The sequence below is a fragment of the Streptomyces sp. NPDC059142 genome (assembly GCF_042755665.1).
Lineage (GTDB): Bacteria > Actinomycetota > Actinomycetes > Streptomycetales > Streptomycetaceae > Streptomyces.
Genome location: NZ_JBHZDA010000017.1, coordinates 25,285 through 41,979, shown reverse-complemented (window position 1 = coordinate 41,979; position 16,695 = coordinate 25,285). Strand labels below are relative to the sequence as shown.

Annotated in this window: 13 protein-coding genes; 8 read left to right on the top strand and 5 right to left on the bottom strand. The window is 74.2% G+C overall.

What is annotated here, in order from left to right:
• The 3 genes from ACFXPK_RS09365 to ACFXPK_RS09355 form a co-directional block, all read right to left on the bottom strand.
• On the bottom strand, positions 1-1,763 hold a 1,763-nt coding region (locus ACFXPK_RS09365; RefSeq protein WP_385073360.1), incomplete at its 3' end, for an AAA family ATPase.
• A gap of 50 nt (positions 1,764-1,813) precedes the next feature.
• The gene (locus ACFXPK_RS09360) at positions 1,814-2,512 is read right to left on the bottom strand and encodes an FMN reductase (RefSeq protein ID WP_385073357.1); all 699 of its coding nucleotides are present in this window, start codon (positions 2,510-2,512) and stop codon (positions 1,814-1,816) included.
• Between the two features lie 2 nt (positions 2,513-2,514).
• Positions 2,515-3,615, bottom strand: a complete 1,101-nt coding sequence (locus tag ACFXPK_RS09355) for an LLM class flavin-dependent oxidoreductase (protein WP_385005223.1) — start codon at positions 3,613-3,615, stop codon at positions 2,515-2,517.
• A 338-nt stretch (positions 3,616-3,953) separates the two neighbouring features.
• Between ACFXPK_RS09355 and ACFXPK_RS09350 the strand changes: the two genes are divergently transcribed.
• The 5 genes from ACFXPK_RS09350 to ACFXPK_RS09330 all read left to right on the top strand — a co-directional run bounded on the left by ACFXPK_RS09350 (position 3,954) and on the right by ACFXPK_RS09330 (position 11,845).
• The gene (locus ACFXPK_RS09350) at positions 3,954-5,006 is read left to right on the top strand and encodes an alpha/beta hydrolase (protein ID WP_385073354.1); all 1,053 of its coding nucleotides are present in this window, start codon (positions 3,954-3,956) and stop codon (positions 5,004-5,006) included.
• 339 nt (positions 5,007-5,345) lie between these two features.
• Positions 5,346-6,761, top strand: coding sequence for a diaminobutyrate--2-oxoglutarate transaminase family protein (locus ACFXPK_RS09345; RefSeq protein WP_385073352.1), 1,416 nt, complete (start codon positions 5,346-5,348; stop codon positions 6,759-6,761).
• A complete protein-coding gene (locus ACFXPK_RS09340; RefSeq protein WP_385073349.1) occupies positions 6,758-8,518 on the top strand; it encodes a pyridoxal phosphate-dependent decarboxylase family protein in 1,761 nt (586 codons plus the stop codon). The genes ACFXPK_RS09345 and ACFXPK_RS09340 overlap by 4 nt, the downstream gene beginning before the upstream one ends.
• An 85-nt stretch (positions 8,519-8,603) precedes the next feature.
• The gene (locus ACFXPK_RS09335; RefSeq protein ID WP_385073346.1) at positions 8,604-10,037 is read left to right on the top strand and encodes a lysine N(6)-hydroxylase/L-ornithine N(5)-oxygenase family protein; all 1,434 of its coding nucleotides are present in this window, start codon (positions 8,604-8,606) and stop codon (positions 10,035-10,037) included.
• Positions 10,037-11,845 (top strand): IucA/IucC family protein, encoded by a 1,809-nt coding sequence (locus ACFXPK_RS09330; RefSeq protein ID WP_385073343.1) that lies wholly within the window; start codon positions 10,037-10,039, stop codon positions 11,843-11,845. Before ACFXPK_RS09335 ends, ACFXPK_RS09330 begins: the two co-directional genes overlap by 1 nt.
• On the opposite strand, the gene ACFXPK_RS09325 is transcribed toward ACFXPK_RS09330, so the two are convergent.
• Positions 11,842-12,822, bottom strand: a complete 981-nt coding sequence (locus ACFXPK_RS09325) for an ABC transporter substrate-binding protein (protein WP_385004564.1) — start codon at positions 12,820-12,822, stop codon at positions 11,842-11,844. The genes ACFXPK_RS09330 and ACFXPK_RS09325 overlap by 4 nt on opposite strands.
• A gap of 98 nt (positions 12,823-12,920) precedes the next feature.
• Entirely contained in the window at positions 12,921-13,646 is a 726-nt protein-coding gene (locus ACFXPK_RS09320) for an alpha/beta fold hydrolase (protein WP_385004562.1), read from the bottom strand.
• A 176-nt stretch (positions 13,647-13,822) separates the two neighbouring features.
• Here ACFXPK_RS09320 and ACFXPK_RS09315 point away from each other — a divergent pair, with 176 nt between their 5' ends.
• The 3 genes from ACFXPK_RS09315 to ACFXPK_RS09305 all read left to right on the top strand — a co-directional run.
• Positions 13,823-14,680, top strand: coding sequence for a helix-turn-helix domain-containing protein (locus ACFXPK_RS09315; RefSeq protein ID WP_385073339.1), 858 nt, complete (start codon positions 13,823-13,825; stop codon positions 14,678-14,680).
• A gap of 47 nt (positions 14,681-14,727) precedes the next feature.
• Entirely contained in the window at positions 14,728-15,438 is a 711-nt protein-coding gene (locus ACFXPK_RS09310) for a transcriptional regulator (protein ID WP_385004558.1), read from the top strand.
• Between the two features lie 83 nt (positions 15,439-15,521).
• On the top strand, positions 15,522-16,695 hold a 1,174-nt coding region (locus ACFXPK_RS09305; protein ID WP_385073334.1), incomplete at its 3' end, for an alanine racemase.

Genomic DNA, 16,695 nt, shown 5'->3' with positions numbered 1-16,695 from the left:
GCGTGGGCGGCAAGATCGTGGGTGTGCGGGTGCGGTTGGGCCGCCGTGCCCCGCCCCCAGATGGTGTGGTGGCGCGCCCGGAGCGAGACGGCCAGCGCGTCGTCGTCCTCCTCGCGGCGCGCCAGCGCCGTGGACCGTACGGTCAGCTCCTGCGCGAGCCGGGCCGGATCGAGCCCCCGCGGATCGGGGCCGCCGCCGATCAGGGTGTCGTGGGCCTCCCGCAGCAGCCCGGCGGTCTGCGCCTCGCGCCCCGGGACGCCGCCCCGGCGGTGCAGGGTGAGCGCCACGCGGGCCAGCAGCTCGGGGTCGCACAGCGCGCGGGCGGGGGCGACGGCCCGTGCGAAGTACCGCCAGGCCTCCTCCTCCTCGCCGTAGTTCCGCAGCTCGCCGCCGAGGTCCAGCGCGATCAGCACGGCCCGCCGCGGATCACCGCCCCCGGCCCCCGGCTCCTCGCCCCCGGCCCCCGCCCCCTCCGCGATCTCCAGCGCCCGCCGGTAGTGGCCCAGGGCCTCCTCCCCGGCCAGCCGGCTGGAGGCGTCCCGCGCCGCCGCCAGCAGCACGTCCAGCCGCCGGTCGCGCTCCAGGGCCTCGCCCGCCAGATAGGCGTGCCGGGCCAACTCTGCGGGGAACAGACGCCCGTTGAGCGCGGGATCGCCGTCCAGGGCGCGGACGACCGCGGCGTGGCGGCGCCGTACGTCCTGCTCGGGCAGCGCGGCGTACAGCGCCTCCCGTACGAGATCGTGCGCGAAGGCGAACCTGCCCGCCCGGCCGCCCACCACCACCCGGGCCGCCACGGCGCGCTCCAGCAGCCGGTCCACCTGCGGTACGGGCGCGGCCGTCACGCCCGCCAGCACCCGGCGGTGGAACTCCCTCCCCAGCACGGCGGCCGACGTCAGCAACGCGGCGACCGGCGGCGGAAGTTGGGCGATCCTGCTCCGTACGGCCTGGCTCACCCCGGGCGCCACGGCGGAGAGCGGGCCGCCGCCGTGCCAGAGCCGGGCGGTCTGCTCGACGAAGAACGGGTTGCCGCCGGTCCGCCGGTGAACCTCGTCCATGACGGCCGCCTCCGGCTCCCGCCCGGCGGTGAGCGCGAGCAGCGCGCCCACCTCCTCACGGTCGAGCCCGGTCAGCGTGAGCGTCGTCGCCGCCCGCGCGACCAGCGGGAGGAACAGCCGCTGGAGCGGATGGCCCGGCGCCTCCACCTCCACGTCCCGGTAGGCCCCGATGAGCAGCAGCCGCTCGAACCAGGCGTGCTGCGCGGCGAATTCGAGGAGCCGCAGCGAGGCGGTGTCCGCCCCGTGCAGATCGTCGAGGACGACCACGACCGGGCGGTCCTGCGCGACGGTGACCAGGGCCGTGGTCACCGCGTCGTACCACCCGAAGGCGTCCTGCGGGGAGTTCGCGCCGTCCCGCGACCGTAAGGACCGCGCGGAGCCCGGGTCGCCCAGCAGCGCCGCGAGCCGCCCGCCCGCCGCGTCCTCGACCTCGGCCCAGCGCTCCGCCCCGACCGCGCGCCGCAGCCCCCGCAGGACCTGTGTCCACGGCCAGTACCCCGGCGCGCTGTCCGACTCCCAGCACGAGCCGCCCAGCACGAGCGCCCCGCGCCGCCGCGCCTCGTGCGCGGCCCGCGTGACGAGCGCGGTCTTGCCGATGCCCGCCTCGCCCGTGACCAGCGCGAGGCCCCCGTGGCTGTCCGTCGTCCGGGCGATCTCCGCCCGGAGGACACCCAGGGGGTGGTCACGCCCGATGAGAGCTGGGGTCATGGTCAAACCATAGGAGACCCCACCGACAACGGATGTTCGTCGCCATCAGATCACTGCGTGACATTCGCGAGAAGCTGCTCGAAAGGCACGACGTCGTCGAACTCGCTCTCGCCCGCGCCGCCTTCCTCGCTCCCCTCGCGCACCTCTCCCACCTCTCCCACTGCTCGTCCCTCTCGTCCCTGGAGCAGTCGGCCGAACTCCCCGCCCGCCCGGTCGATCCGGGCCGGCAGTCCGCCCTCGTGCGTGTCCGCCCCGGCGCCCCAGTCGTCCGTCGCGGCGAACACGGCGGTCGGCAGGGTCAGCGCGTGGAGGTACGAGAAGAGCGGGCGCATCGCGTGCTCCACCACGAGGGAGTGACGGGCGGTCCCCCCGGTGGCCGCGAGGAGCACGGGCGTCCCGGTGAGCGCGTCGGGGTCGACCAGGTCGAAGAACGACTTGAACAGCCCGCTGTACGAACCGGCGAACACCGGTGTCACCGCGATCACCCCGTCCGCCCCGGTCACCGCCGCCAGGGCCGCGCCGAGCGTGGCCGAGGGGAAGCCGGTGACCAGATGGTTGGCGATGTCGACGGCCAGCTCGCGCAGCTCGACGATCTCCACCTCCGCCTTGCGGTCCCCGGCGGCGAGCGCCCGTACGGACGCCTCCGCCAGCCGGTCGGCCAGCAGCCGCGTCGAGGACGGCTTGCCGAGACCGGCCGACACGGCGACCAGCTTCAGCGGTCGCCCGGAGTTGTCCGGCAGAGCGGCCATGGTCACAGCTCCTTCTTCTCCGCGGGGGCGGCCTTCCGCGCCGGGGCGACGGCCGGGTGCAGCGGTCCCTCCGGGACCCCGGCGGGCCGCAGGTTCGCGAACTCCTTGCGCAGGACGGGCACGACCTCCTCGCCCAGCAGGTCGAGCTGTTCCAGCACCGTCTTCAGCGGCAGCCCCGCGTGGTCCATCAGGAAGAGCTGGCGCTGATAGTCGCCGAAGGTCTCGCGGAAGGACAGCGTCTTGTCGATGACCTCCTGCGGGCTGCCCACGGTCAGCGGGGTCTGCTCGGTGAACTCCTCCAGGGAGGGACCGTGCCCGTACACCGGCGCGTTGTCGAAGTACGGCCGGAACTCCCGTACCGCGTCCTGCGAGTTCTTCCGCATGAACACCTGGCCGCCGAGCCCGACGACCGCCTGCTCGGGGGTGCCGTGGCCGTAGTGCGCGTACCGCTTGCGGTAGAGGTTGATCAGCTTCTGGAAGTGGCCCTTGGGCCAGAAGATGTTGTTGGCGAAGAAGCCGTCCCCGTAGAAGGCGGCCTGCTCGGCGATCTCGGGCGACCGGATCGACCCGTGCCAGACGAACGGCGGGACCCCGTCCAGCGGCCGGGGCGTCGAGGTGAAGCCCTGGAGCGGCGTACGGAACTTGCCCTCCCAGTCCACGACGTCCTCGCGCCACAACTTGTGCAGCAGGGCGTACTTCTCGATGGCGAGCGGGATGCCCTGCCGGATGTCCTCCCCGAACCAGGGGTAGACCGGCCCGGTGTTCCCGCGCCCCATCATCAGGTCGACGCGCCCGCCGGCCAGGTGCTGGAGCATCGCGAAGTCCTCGGCGATCTTCACCGGGTCGTTGGTGGTGATGAGGGTGGTGGAGGTGGAGAGGATGAGGCGCTCGGTGGTGGCCGCGATGTAGCCGAGCATGGTGGTCGGCGAGGACGGCACGAAGGGCGGGTTGTGGTGCTCGCCCGTCGCGAAGACGTCCAGCCCGACCTCCTCGGCCTTCTGCGCGATGGCGACCATCGCCTTGATCCGCTCGTGCTCGGTCGGCGTACGTCCGGTCGTCGGGTCGGTCGTGACATCGCCGACTGTGAAGATCCCGAACTGCATCGAGCTCACCTCTCGCCTCTTCGGTGGACTGGCCTCTGATCCGGCTCCATCGAAATGGTTGAAGCTTCAACTTTGCCGAGTGCAGCGTACAACGGCGGAGGGCGCCGAATCTATTCCGACCCCATGGCAACGGCTCCGCTCTGCGACTTCGGGTCACTTTGCGTAGATTTGTCGTACCAATCCGGAACCCTTGGGTCCGTGGTGCCCCTCCTGATGGGCGGATCAGACCGCACGCCCCAGGAGAACGCAGGAGAACGCCGATGCCGCACGCCCGCCGCAAGAGGGGGAACGGAACAGGGGCGAGCGCTCACGCGCCCCGCAGGAGGCGGGCCCTCGGAGTGGCCGTGGCGCTGGCCCTCTGCCTGGGGGTGGGCGCCTGGCCCGTGCTCGACGCGCTCGGGGTCCTCTCCGACACCGGCGACCCGATCAGCTTCGACCAGGGCGGGGCCACGGCCCCCACGCCCATGACCGAGGGCGGTGGCCGGCGACCGGCGGTGGCCGCCGGGGCGTCCGAGGTGCTGATGCCGACCGGGCCGGCCGCCGCGTTCACCGTGGCCGCGACCGTTCCCGAGGACGGGTCCAAGATCGCCGTCACGACACTGCGGGGGAGGAAGTCCGGATTCACGGGGCGGGTCTGGGTCTGGGCGCCGCCGCAGTACAAGGATCCGGCGTACGCGAGGAGCGGGTTCCCCGTCCTGATCGCGCTGCCCGGGGGCGCCGGTTACCCCGTCAACTACTGGATGGGGACGGATCTGAAACTGGAGGCGAGCATCGCCCGGTGGTCCCGGGAGGGCAGGAGCCTGCCCTTCATCCTGGCCATGCCGGTGCTCAACCCCCGCCCCGACACCGGCGGGCTCTACTGGGACGCCAGCGACATCCCCGGCCAGCCGAAGATGGGCACCTGGCTGACCGAGGACGTCCCCGATCTCGTCAGGGCGAACTTCCGCACCCTGAAGTCGCGTGACGGCTGGGCGATCATGGGTTCGTCCACGGGCGGATTCGCCGGGCTGAAGTCCGTCCTCCAGAAGCCCCACCGGTTCAAGGCGGCCCTCGTCTCGGGCCCGGACCTCGTGCCGGACTCCCGGCTCTGGGCCGGGCACGAACAGCAGGAGCGGGAGAACGACCCCACGGTCCTCGCACCCGCGCTGATCAGGGCGAAGGGCCCCGACGTCTATCTGGCCTTCCAGGTGGGCACGGTCGGCTCGGACGCCCGCACCAGGCCGAAGGTCGAGGACTTCGTCCGTACGTACACCAAGGGGCCGATCAGGACCAGGCTCAGCGTGATCCAGGGCGGCGGCCACAACGCGCGCACCTACGTGCCGAACATGGCCGACGCCGGTCTGATCCAGTGGATCAGCGCCCATATGCGAGGACCGGTCCCCGCCCCCTGATCCGGTCCGCGCCCGACCCGCGCGCGGCGGGGGCCGGTTGGCGCCACCCCCGGGAAGACATTAGGTTAGGCTCGCCTAACTATCCCGTGGGAGTCGGGTCCCTGACGACTCCTCAGCAAAACCTTTGCGGTGCAAGCTGTTGGGCATGCGCCCCTTCCGCAGCACCCCCCACCCCGAGGTAGTGCCAGCCGTGCCCGTCCCGCTCCGACCCCCTCCCGGCGACACCCTTCCGCGTGATGTCCCGATCGACCGGGTACGCACGGGGGATCTGATCGTTCTCCCCTACGCGGGCTCGTACGACCGGGAGTTCGTCCTTCCTCGCACCTCCGGAGTCGTGTCATGACCGTGCCCCCCTCGATCGTGCCGCCCGTCGCCCTGCCCGCCCAGGCCACCGCCGCGACCACGGCGGCCGACGGGATCCTGCGGCGCCAGCGCGCCCGGGAGTCCTCGGCGCGCACCTACGCCCGCTCGTTCCCGATCGTCCCCGTCCGCGCGTCGGGCATGACCGTCGAGGGGACGGACGGCCGCCGCTACCTGGACTGCCTCTCCGGCGCGGGCACCCTCGCACTCGGCCACAACCACCCCGTCACGCTGGAGGCCGTCCGGCGCACGATGGACAGCGGAGCGCCGCTGCACGTCCTCGATCTGGCGACCCCGGAGAAGGACGACTTCACCGACGCGCTCTTCGCCACCCTGCCGGGCGGCTTCGCCGACCGCGCCCGGGTGCACTTCTGCGGACCCGCCGGTACGGACGCGGTCGAGGCGGCCCTGAAGCTGACGCAGACCGCGACCGGGCGGAGCGGGCTGCTCGCGTTCACCGGCGCGTACCACGGCATGACGGCGGGCGCGCTGGGCGTGACCGGCAGCGTCGCCGTCAAGGAGCGGGTCGCGGGCGGCGGGGCCGAGGTGACACGGCTGCCGTACCCGTACGCGTACCGCTGCCCGTTCGGCGTCGGCGGCGACCGCGGGGCCGGCCTCGCCGCCACGTACACGGAGCGGCTGCTCGACGATCCGGCGGGCGGGGTCGTCCCGCCCGCCGCGATGATCGTCGAGGTGGTGCAGGGCGAGGGCGGCGCGGTCCCGGCGCCCGACGACTGGCTGCGCACGATGCGGCGGCTCACCTCGGAGCGCGGTGTTCCGCTGATCGTGGACGAGGTGCAGACGGGCGTCGGGCGTACGGGCGCCTTCTGGGCCGTCGAGCACAGCGGCATCACCCCGGACGTGCTGGTCCTGTCGAAGGCGATCGGCGGCGGGCTGCCGATGGCCGTGATCGTGTACGACGAGAAGTACGACGGCTGGCTGCCCGGCGCCCACACCGGCACCTTCCGGGGCAACACCCTGGCCATGGCGGCGGGCGCGGCGACGCTGCGGTTCGTGTCCGCCGAGGGGCTGAGCGAGCGCGCGGCGGTGGTCGGCGCCCGGATGACGGCACGCCTCGACAGCCTGCGCGCGGACCTCCCGGCGATCGGCGACGTACGGGGGCGGGGGCTGATGATCGGCGTCGAACTCGTCGACCCGGAGGCGCCGTCGGACGCCTGCGGGGCCCGCCCGGCCGACGCGGAACTGGCCGTGCGGGTACGGGCGGCCTGTCTGGACCGGGGGCTGATCGTGGAGCTGGGCGGGCGGTTCGACGCGACCGTACGGCTGCTGCCCCCGCTGACCATCACGGACGAGCAGGCGGAGGCGGTGGTGGACCGGCTGGCGGACGCGATCGCCACGGTTTCCAAGGACGCGGCCCAGGGACGGCAGGCATGACGACGCACACCCGGACAGAGACGGACCCCCGGACGCAGCAGGACCCCCGGACGAGGACGGCCGCGCCGGCCCCGCCGGAGGGCACGGCCCAGGTCCCGGCACAGGGCGGGGCGCCCGCCCCCGCACCGGGCGGGGCGCCCGCCCGCGCGTCGGCCGCCTCCGCGCCGCTCTCCGGTGGCACCGGTGGGCCGCAGGCCCTGGAGCCGCTGGTCGCGACCGTGCTGGCCGCCCTCACCGAGGGCGCCGAACGCCGCGACGGCCCCGTCGCCCCCGGCCGCCCCGAGTCCATCGCCGCCGCCGTCGCCCAAGCCCTCGCGGACGCCACCGGCACCGGCACAGGCGCCGACAGCACCGCCACAGGCACCGCCACCGGCACCGGCTCCACGGACACCGGCGCCGTACTCGCGCGGCTCACCGAACTCCTCGCCCACGGCAGCGCCGACCCCGCCGACCCCGCCTGCGCCGCCCATCTGCACTGCCCGCCCCTCGCGATCGCCGTCGCCGCCGACCTCGCCGTCTCCGCGCTCAACCCCTCCCAGGACTCCTGGGACCAGGCGCCCGCCGCGACCACCCTGGAGACCCTGCTGCTCCAGGAGATGGCCCGGCTCGTCGGGTACGACGACACGCGCGCCGCCGGGGTGCTCACCTCCGGCGGTACGGAGTCGAACCTGATGGGCCTGATGCTCGCCAGGGACCGCGTCCTCGGCGCCGCGACCGGACGGCAGGTCGAGCTCACCGGCGTGGCCACCGGCGGCGCCGCGGGCCGGCCCCGCATCCTCGCCTCCGCCGCCGCGCACTTCTCCGTCCAGCGCGCCGCCGCCCTCCTCGGGCTCGGCGAGGACGCGGTGCTCCTCGTCCCCGTCGACCACGAACTGCGCATGGACCCGCAGGCGTTGGCCGCCGCGCTCGACGGCTGCGCCGCCCGCGGTGAACTCCCCGTCGCCGTCGTGGCCACCGCCGGCACCACCGACACCGGCGCCGTCGACCCGCTGCGCGCCTGCGCCCGCCTCGCCGCCGCCCACGGTGCCTGGCTGCACGTCGACGCGGCGTACGGCGGCGGCGCCCTGCTCTCCGACCGGCTCGCCCCGCTGCTGGACGGGCTCGCGCTCGCCGACTCCGTCTCCCTGGACTGGCACAAGCTCGGCTGGCAGCCGGCCGCCGCCGGGGTCTTCCTGGTCCGCGCGTCGGAGACCTACGCCTCGCTCGCGCGCCGGGCGGTCTACCTCAACCCGGCGGACGACGAGGAGGCCGGCTACCCGAGCCTGCTCGGCCTGTCGCTCCGTACGACCCGGCGCGCCGACGCCTTCAAGATCGCGGTCACCCTGCGGGCCCTGGGCCGGGACGGGCTCGGGCGGCTGGTCGACGCCTGCCGGGAGCTGGCGCTCGCGGGCGCGCGCGCCGTACGGGAACACCCCCGGCTGGCGCTGCACTCCGAACCGGTGCTGACCGCCTTCCTGTTCCGCTACGTACCGCACGGCACGCACGCGCGGGGGGACGGGACGGCGGACGCGGCCAGGAGCGACGACCTCAACGCACGGCTGCGCCGCAGGCTGCTGCGCGAGGGCCGGGCCGTCGTCGGCCGTACGGAGCTGCCGGGCGAGGGCCCCGGCCGCGTACGCCTCAAGCTCACCCTGCTCAACCCGTACGCCACGGCCGACGACGTGGACCGGCTGCTGGCGGCGGTCGTGGCCGCCGGTCAGGCGGAGGAGGAGAGCGAAGGGACGGAAGGGGCGGAAGAGACGGGTGTGATGAGGTGAGGTCAGCACAGGGGGCCGCCGAGCCACCGGCCCCCGCCCTCCTCGTAACTCCCCGCCCCCACCATCCCCTTGCGGAGGCCCAGCAGTGACGACCCCCCACGACAGCCACGGTCCCGGTGACGTCGACGCGGTCGACGGGCGGGCGCCCGGCGAGGTGTACGACCTCGTCGGGGTCGGGATCGGCCCGTTCAACCTCTCGCTGGCCGCCCTCGCGGACGGTGTCCCCGGGGGCGGGCCGCGAACGCTCTTCCTCGACGCCAAGCCCGCCTTCTCCTGGCATCCGGGGCTGCTGCTGGAGGGAACGATCCTTCAGGTCCCTTTCCTCGCCGACCTGGTGACCATGGCGGATCCGACCAGCCGCTGGTCGTACCTCAACTACCTCCGTGAGCACGACCGGATGTTCCCGTTCTTCTTCTCGGAGCGCTTCCACATACCCCGCCGCGAGTACGACCACTACTGCCGCTGGGTCACCGAGAACCTGCCGTCCTGCCGCTTCGACGCGCGCGTCACCGACCTGAGCTGGGACGAGGGCGCCGAGTCCTTCCTCGTGACCCACCGCTCGTCCGCCGGCGCCGTCTCGACCGTACGGGCCCGCCAGGTCGTCCTGGGCGTCGGTACGGACCCGGTCGTCCCGGACCCGCTGCGTCCCCATCTCCACGACGCCGGGGACGACAGCGGTACGCGGGTGCTGCACAGCGCCGACTACCGCACCCACCGCACCCGGCTGGCCGGTCTCGACGACGTCACGGTCCTGGGGGCGGGCCAGTCGGGCGCCGAGGTCGTCCTCGACCTGCTGCGCCACCAGGACGGCGGCGGCGCGGGCGGCCCGTACGTGCGCTGGCTGGCACGGACGCCCGCGTTCGCGCCCATGGAGTACTCCAAGCTCGGCCTGGAGCACTTCACGCCCGACTACATCCGCTACTTCCGCGCCCTGCCCGAGGCGCGCCGCGAACGGCTCGTGCGCGAGCAGTGGCAGCTCTACAAGGGCGTCAGCGAGGAGACGCTGGGCGAGATACACGACGAGCTGTACGAGCGGACGATAGGCGGCACGGAGCCGCGCGCCGCGCTCCACCCGGGCGTGGCGGTCGAGGGGATGGAGCGGCGCGGCGGCGGCTACGTACTGACGTGCCGCCACACCGAGCAGGACGAGCTGTTCGAGGTGCGGACGGCGGCGGTCGTCTCGGCCACCGGGTACGCGGCGGCGCGCCCCGGATTCCTGGACGGTCTGGCGAAGCTGGTGGACTGGGACGAGCGGAGCCGCTACCGGATCGACGGCGACTACCGCGTCGCGCTCGACCGGCGGGTCTCCGGCGCGCTGTACGTCCAGAACGCCGAGCTGCACACGCACGGCGTCGGCGCCCCCGATCTGACCCTGGGCGCGTGGCGCGCGGCGACGATCCTCAACGCGGTGGCGGGGCGGACGGTGCTCCGGGTGCCGGAGCGCGCGGCGTGGACGACCTTCGGCGCCCCGGGGGCGCCCGCCTCCGCCCCCGCCTCCGTCTCCGAGGGGAGCCCCTGATGATCCGCCCTCTCCGCGACGCCTGGGCAGACGCCGGGCGCCGGCTGCTGGTCAAGGCGGTGGAGGAGTTCGCGTACGAGGAACTGCTCGTCCCGGTGCGGGAGGGCGCCCCGGGGCCCGCAGGCGTCCCCGCCGTCCACCGGCTCGACTTCGACGACGGGGTGCGCTGGACCTTCCGGGCCACGCGCGGCACCTTCGGCGCCTGGCGGCTCGACCCCGGCAGTCTGCGCCGCCATCCGGAGGCGCCCGAGGAGGCGGGCCCCGAACGGCTGTTGCTCGACGCCCGTACCGTCCTCGGCTGGGACGGCCCCACCACCGCCGAGGCGCTGCGCGAGCTGACCGCCACCCGCCGCGCCGACGCCGAGGCGGTCCGGCGCGCGCTGCCCGCCGCCGACCTCGCCGATCTCGGCCATCTCGACCTGGAGGCGTACCAGGACGGCCACCCCTCCGTGCTGCTCGACAAGGGCCGTGTGGGCTTCTCCGCCTCCGACGCCGCGGCGTACGCGCCGGAGGCGGCCCGTGCCGTACGGCTGACGTGGGCGGCCGTCCACCGCGACCTCGCCACGTACGCGGGCGGGGGCACGGGTGACGGGCTCCGCCCGCTGCCCGCCGAGCGGCTGCTCGCGGAGGAGCTGGACCCGAGGACGCGCGAACGGTTCGCCGCCACGCTCGGCCAGGCGTGCGCGGAGAGCGGGTTCGCGGTGGAGGAGTTCGTCTGGCTGCCGGTCCATCCGTACCAGTGGGACGAGGCCGTCGCCACGCTCTTCACGCCGTACCTGGTGGACGGCAGGGTCGTGCAGCTCGGCCAGAGCGCCGACCGGTACCGTCCGCTCCGCCCCGTCCGTACCCTCGCCAACCTGGACCGTCCGCACCGCCGCGTCGTGAAGCTGCCGCTCCTCATCCGCGACTCCCCCGGCTCCCGCGCCGCCCGGGGCCGGCGCGGGCTGCCGCCGGGGCCGACCGGGGCGGCGCCCGAAGTGAGCGCGTGGCTGCGGGGGTTGCGGGAGGGCGATCCGTACCTGAGGGACGAACTGCGCTTCCATCCGCTGGCCGAGGCGGCGTCCGTCACCGTGCGCCATCCGCTGTACGGGGCGGTCGGGGACGCCCCGGACAGCTACCGCGAACTCCTCGGCGCGGTCTGGCGCGAGCCCGTCGCGACGCTGCTGCGGGAGCGTGAGCGGGCCCGTTCCGTGGCGTCCGTCCTGCTCGAAGGGGCGGACGGGCGCACGCTCGCCGAGGAGCTGGTGGCCCGCTCCGGACTCGGTGCGCGGGCCTGGCTGGAACGTTTCCTCGCGGCGCTGCTGCCGGGGCTGCTGCACCACCTGTACCGGTACGGGGTGGCCTTCCGGCCGCACGGCGGGAACACCGTGATGCTCTTCGACGGCCATGACATCCCGATCGGGATCGCGGTCAAGGACCTCGCGGAGAGCGTCACCGTCCTGGCGGGCGACGCGCCGGCGGGGGCCGGGGAGGCGCCCGCCGCGCTGCCGCGCCGCCCGGCCGGCGAGCTGGCGCACTCGCTGCTCAGCACCGTTTTCGCCGGCCACTTCCGCTTCTTCGCGCCGCTGGCGGAGCGCGGGCTCGGCGTACCGGAGGGGGAGTTCTGGGCGCTGGTGCGGGCCGAGATCGACCGCTACCACCACCGCTTCCCCCAACCGGCGGACCGGATCGCGTCGTTCGGGCTGCTCGCGCCCTCGTTCGCGCGGGCCGCCCCCAACCGCGAACGGTTCGGGGGCGACGGCTTCCACGGCACGGTCGCCAACCCGCTGGCCCTGCCGGCCCTGCCGGATCCAGACGAAAGACCCTAGCGGGCGGCGGACTCGTAGCTCTTCTCGACGGCGTCCAGGATCTGGCCCGCCCCCGTGTAGCCGATGCCGAGCATCCACAGGTTGTCGTCGACCTTGAAGGCCGTGTTCTTCTCCACCGCGACCAGGTTCTTCCAGAGCGGCCCGGCCGTGGTCTCCGTCTCCTTGGACTTCTTCGCGTCCCCGTAGGCGGAGTAGAAGATGACGTCCGCGTCCGCCTGGTCGATCTGCTCCGGGCTGACGTCGAGGGAGAAGCCGTCCTTGTCCTGGTTGGCGGGCCGGCCGACCCGGAGGTCCTTGAAGAGGGAGCCGACGAAGGTGTCGTTGAGGTAGAGCCGGGTGTCCGCGCCCTCGATGAACCGTACGAAGCCGACCTTCAGCCGCTCGGCCTTCTCGGGCCCGCCGAGCGCCTCGGTCACCTGCTTCACATGGGCCTCGTACTCCGAGACGACCTTCTTGGCCTCGTTCTTCCTGCCGAGGGCGTCGGCGTGCAGGGCGAAGTTCTTCCGCCAGGAGGGGCCGGTGGTGTCGGAGAAGACGGTGGGGGCGATCGCGGAGAGCGCCTCGTAGTTCTTCTCGTCGCGGACCTTGCTGCTGAGGATCAGGTCCGGTTCGAGCGCGTTGATCGCTTCGAGGTTGGGCTGTGCGATCAGCCCGACGGACTTGATGCCCTTGAGCCGCTCGGCGGGCAGATAGGTGGAGAAGGGCGCCTTGTCGACGACGGTGGTGGCCCCGACCGGGGTGATCCCGAGGGTGACGGCCGAGTCGAGCGCGTCGGTGTCCAGCACGACGACCCGCCGGGGCGCGTCCTTGACCTTCACCTCGCCCATGACGGTCGCGACGGTGTGTACAGCGCCGCCGCCGGACGCGCTGTCCGGGCCGTTGCCGGCCGGCTCGTCGCCACCGCAGGAGGTGAGCGTGACGGCGAGCGCGGTGACGGCGGCGGCCGTGGTGATACGGCGGGTGAGGATTCTGGACACGGCGGCGGGCCTCCCTGACGGCAGCCCGGATCCTTCCCCGGACCAAGTAAGGCAAACCTAACGTACGGTGCGTCACCGATCCTTCCGGGGCGAGCGGTTCACCCGGCCCGGAGCAGCAGTCCGGCGAGTTCGCGCGGCATGGTGACCATGCAGTCGTGGCCGGTGGCCAGCTCCCACACCTGGGCCGGGTCGCCGTTGGGCTGGGTCGCGGGGACGGGGCGCCGGGAGATGCCCTCCGGAACGCCGACGGTGCAGTGGATGTGCGCCCGGGGGATCGCGTCCATGGCCGGGTTGTCCAGACGGACCGGCTGCTGGAGGCAGCGCACCGGATGATCCGACAGCAGCCCGCGCAGCCAGGCGGTGTCCGCCGGGTCCGTGACCCCGAACAGGCCCGAGGGCGGCGGCAGTTCCGGCAGCGGCGGGATCCGCCAGCCGCTCTCCGAGGCCAGGGCGAGGTCGATCAGGGCCTGGCTCATCGGCTGGACGTCGGCCGCGCTCTCGCCGTCCTCCGGGACCATCGCGTCGAGGTGGACGAGGTGCGCGATCCGGTCGGGGACCCGGTTGGCCACGGCCGAGACGACCAGCCCGGCGTAGCTGTGGCCGACGAGCACCACCCCGGTGAGGTCCTCCCGGGTGATCAGCCCGGCGATGTCGTCGACATGTGTGTCGAGCCCGGTCCCCGGCCCGGCCAGATGCGCCGTCTCCCCGTACCCGGTCAGGGTCGGCGCGTACACCCGGTGTCCGGCGGACTCCAGCAGCGGGACCACCCGCTCCCAGACCTGTCCGCTGTGCCAGGCGCCGTGTACCAGCAGATACGTCGACATGGTCGTTGCTCCTCACGTGCTGTGCCCGCCCGCGCCCGTCCGGTCGGGGCGCGGGATCCCGGCCCCTGCGGGCCACCGGCCACGCTGCCGCCGGGGCCGCGCCCCTGCCAGAGCCCCCGCGATCCTGGGGGTGGCGGGACCAGGCACACGCGCGGCGGCGCGCTTACGGTGGAGGGATGGCCGAAGGACCGAACCCGCTGGGCGAGTACGTACGCGCGCGCCGCGAACTCGTCACCCCCGAGCAGGCCGGTATCCGCGCCGTGGGGGTACGGCGCGTGCCGGGGCTGCGGCGGGAGGAGGTCGCGCTGCTCGCCGGGATCAGCGCCGACTACTACCTGCGCCTGGAGCAGGGGCGGGACCGCAACCCCTCCGTACAGGTCCTCACGTCGCTGGCCCGGGTGCTGCGGCTGGACGACGACGCGACGGCGTATCTGCTCCGGCTCGGCGCCGACGGCCACCGCCCCCGCCCGCGCCCCCGGCACCGGCCCCCGGAGGAGACCGTCCCGCAGTCCACCGCCCAGCTCGTCGCCACGCTTCGGCTCCCCGCCCTGGTGGAGAACCGCTTCTTCGACGTCCTCGCCGCCAACGCCCTGGCGACCGCGCTGTCGCCGCGCCTCGCCGTGGGGGGCAACCGGCTGCGGGACCTCTTCCTCGACCCCGCCGAGCAGGCCCTCCACCCGGACTGGGAGAGCGCCGCCCGGGGCATGGTCGCGGGCTTCCGCGAGTCCGTCGGCACCGACACGGACGACCCGCGCGCCATCGAGCTGGTCACCGAGCTGTCCCTGGCCAGTCCCCTCTTCCGGCGTCTGTGGGCCCGCCATGACGTGGAGGCGTGCGAGGGCGCCACCAAACACCTGCGCCACCCCGGGGCGGGCCCGCTCCAGCTCAACCGGGAGAGGCTGGCCATCGGCGGCACGGCCGGTCAGGTGCTCGTCGTCTACCACCCGGACCCGGACAGCGACACCGCCGCCCGGCTGACCCGCCTCCTCGCTCCCGCCGGCCCGGTTCTGGACGGGAGCACGCGAGGCGAGTAGATTATCTGTTCAGAGATGGACAGATAATCCAGGAGCAGGGACGGGCGATGACCTCCGACGCGACGAGCGGCACGGACCACCGGGACGACCCGGGCCATCGGGACGGCCACGACCACCGCGGCGGCCCCGGCCACCGGGACGAGGACGAGCACCTCCTGGCCGAGGCCGAGAAGATCGCCCAGGCGCTGGGCCGTATGTTCCCCGGCATCTGCGAGGTCGTCCTGCACGACCTGCGCGACCCGGACCACGCCATCCGCCACATCGAGAACAACCTGTCGGGGCGCCGGGCGGGCGAGCCCGCCACCGAGCTGGGCCTCGCCCGGATCGACGACCCGCGGTACCCGGACGTCGTCCAGAACTACGCCAACCGCTTCCCCGACGGGCGCCCCGCGAAGAGCACGTCGATCGGGATCAGGAACTCCGCCGGCACCTACGTCGCCGCCCTCTGCCTGAACCTGGACATCTCCACGCTCTCGCCCCTCACCCTGACCCTGGCGAACCTGGTCGCGACCGGCCCCGGGAACCGGGACGTCCCGCTGGAGTCGCTGCGCGCCCGGAGCCGCCGGGAGCTGCGCGACATCGTCGAGCAGGCCGCCGCCGAGCGCTCCACGACACCCCGCGCGCTGCCCCGGGAGGCGAAGAAGGAACTCGTACGACGCCTGTACGAGGACGGCCACTTCGAGGCCCGTAACGCCGCCCAGGCCGTGGCCGACCTCCTCGGCATCTCCCGGGCCAGCGTGTACGCCTACACCAAGTGACGACGGCGGGAACCGCTCCGCCCGGCGTCCGGCCGCACGGCCCCCGCCCGTCCGGGCCCTCCGCGAGAAAGGGACGTACCCCCGTGAGCACCACCCCGACCCCGGCCCCGGACGACGTGCGGACACTGGCCGACCCCGACACCCCCTTCGCCGTCGTCGACGTGCACAAGGCCCTGCGCAACATCGACCGGCTGGCGGAGCGGGCCGACCGGCTCGGGGTCACCCTGCGCCCGCACGTGAAGACGGCCAAGAGCCTCGACGTCGCCGCCCTGATGCACGACGGCGCCGCCTGCCCGGTCACCGTCTCCACCCTCGCCGAGGCCGAGGCGTTCGCGGACGGCGGCTACACCGACATCACGTACGCCGTCGGCCTCGACCCGCACAAACTGCCCCGCGTCATCGCCCTCCTGCGCCGCGGCGTCACCCTGCGCGTGCTGCTCGACAGCCGCGAACAGGCCCTCCGCGTCGCCGACGCCGCACGCGACGCCGGTCTGGCCGTCCCCGCGCAGATCGAGATCGACTGCGACGGACACCGCGGCGGCCTGCGGGCCGACGACCCCGCGCTCGTCCCCATCGGCCGCGCCCTGCACGAGGCGGGCTGCCTCGACGGCGTCCTGACCCACGCGGGCGAGTCGTACTTCGCCCACACCCCCGAGGAGCGGCGCCTGGCCGCCGCGAACGAGCGCGACACCGCGGTCGCGGCGGCGCGGCGGCTGCGCGCCGCCGGGCTGCCCGTCGCCACGGTCAGCGTCGGCTCCACCCCGACCGCGCACGCGGCCGACGACCTCACCGGCGTCACCGAACTGCGCGCGGGCAACTACGTCTTCTTCGATCTCGTCATGGCCGGTCTGGGCGTCTGCCGACCGGACGACCTCGCCCTGTCGGTCGTCGTGACCGTCATCGGCCACCGCCCCGAGCTCGGCCGGATCGTCACCGACGGCGGCTGGACGGCCATGTCCCGGGACCGCGGCACCGCCGTCCAGCCCCAGGACCAGGGGTACGGCCTCGTCCTCGACCTGGCCGGGCACCCCCTCCCGGACCTGGTCATGAGCGCGGCGAGCCAGGAGCACGGCACCCTCACCGCCCGGAACGGCGCCGAGCTGCCCGAGCTGCCCCTCGGCACCCGGCTGCGCGTCCTGCCCAACCATGCGTGCGCGACCGCCGCCCAGCACCGCGGCTACCACGTCGTGGGGGGCGGGCGGGGGCCGCGCCGCGCCCCGGGGGCCCGGGGGCCCGGGGGGGGGGGGGGGGGGGGCC